We start from the raw sequence: 351 nt of genomic DNA, 5'->3' as shown, positions 1-351 counted from the left end.
CTTCGCCGCCTATGCCGCCGACCTCGGCCGACGCTTCGGCGACCGGGTGGCACGCTGGATCACCTCCACCGACCTGGCGGGCCCCACCCTCGCGGACCATGTGGCCGGGATGTACACGCCCGGCCGGGGCATCGGCCGCGCCGGGCTGCCCACGGTCCACCACATCCTGCTCGCCAACGGGCTCGCGACCCAGGCCCTGAGGGCCGCCGGAGTGAGCGGCCGGATCGGGACCACCGTGACCCTCGTCGGCGGCTACCCGGCCACCGACGACCCCTTCGACCGCGTCGCCCTGGAACGCCTGCAGAGCTGGACCAACGGTCTCTTCCTGGACCCCCTGCTGCTCTACATCCT

General features: G+C 73.2%; 1 protein-coding gene. It reads left to right on the top strand.

What is annotated here, in order from left to right:
* Positions 1-351 (top strand): family 1 glycosylhydrolase (locus TN53_RS43170; protein ID WP_046264399.1); only part of this gene is annotated, 351 nt, incomplete at both ends.

Origin of the sequence: Streptomyces sp. WM6386, assembly GCF_000972385.1 — a bacterium.
GTDB lineage: Bacteria > Actinomycetota > Actinomycetes > Streptomycetales > Streptomycetaceae > Streptomyces.
The sequence above is the reverse complement of the archived record's forward strand: the minus strand, read 5'-3'. Positions and strand labels throughout refer to the sequence as shown.